Source organism: Spiroplasma sp. ald (genome assembly GCF_044714355.1).
Classification (GTDB): Bacteria; Bacillota_I; Bacilli_A; order Mycoplasmatales; family Mycoplasmataceae; genus Spiroplasma; species Spiroplasma phoeniceum.
Genome location: NZ_RXFY01000192.1, coordinates 1 through 696, shown reverse-complemented (window position 1 = coordinate 696; position 696 = coordinate 1). Strand labels below are relative to the sequence as shown.

Sequence of the window (696 nt, the reverse complement as noted above, 5' to 3'; positions counted from 1 at the left end):
TTATTTTTATTAAATTATTATTTGCTTATTTAAAAATAATCCTTGCTAAATTTAATTAAATATGTTAATTTTAATATCCGTATATGGTTTTAAAAATATTATTAATATTTTTAAAATAAATTACTTTAATTGTTTATAAAATATAACCAATTAAAAACTAAAAAAAGGAAGTAAATAAAATGGGAATTACTTCAAAAGCAAAAAATACATTAAAATCAGCTTATAAATCAGTTAAAAAGTCATTTAATTCATTTTTGAAAAAACTTGGTTTTAGTAGTAAAGAAGCAGCCCAAGTTTCATCAGAATTTGCTAATGCAATGAGTGAAACAATTGGAAATCATCTTAAAGATAACCAATATCGGGAAGCTTTAAAAGAAATTATCACAAAAGATATTGAGCCAATTTATGAAAATTTGCAACCATTAAAACCACATCGTCCAGCGCCACCAATCCCAGGGAGCACAGAAAGTTATCGTGTGGAACCACGAGCAAAAGTTGATGGAATGTAAAATAAAATGCAAAGACCAAAAGAAGCGCCACCAGCGCCACCAAGTCTTTTTCAACAAGAAATTATGAAAATGAAAAATAATTTACGAAAAGTAGATTCAAAAGAACCACAAGTAAATGGCATTAATGGGCAAGGAAAACCACCAATTGCTCGAAAACCAAATTTAACAGATTTAAATAAAGTACAAT

At 27.0% G+C, this 696-nt stretch carries 2 protein-coding genes; both read left to right on the top strand.

Annotated elements, in window-relative coordinates; genetic code table 4:
* The first annotated feature begins 179 nt into the window (after window positions 1-179).
* A complete protein-coding gene (locus tag EHU54_RS06075) occupies window positions 180-509 on the top strand; it encodes a hypothetical protein (protein WP_400249506.1) in 330 nt (109 codons plus the stop codon).
* 6 nt (window positions 510-515) lie between these two features.
* A partial coding sequence (locus EHU54_RS06070) for a hypothetical protein (protein ID WP_400249504.1) occupies window positions 516-696 on the top strand: 181 nt, incomplete at its 3' end.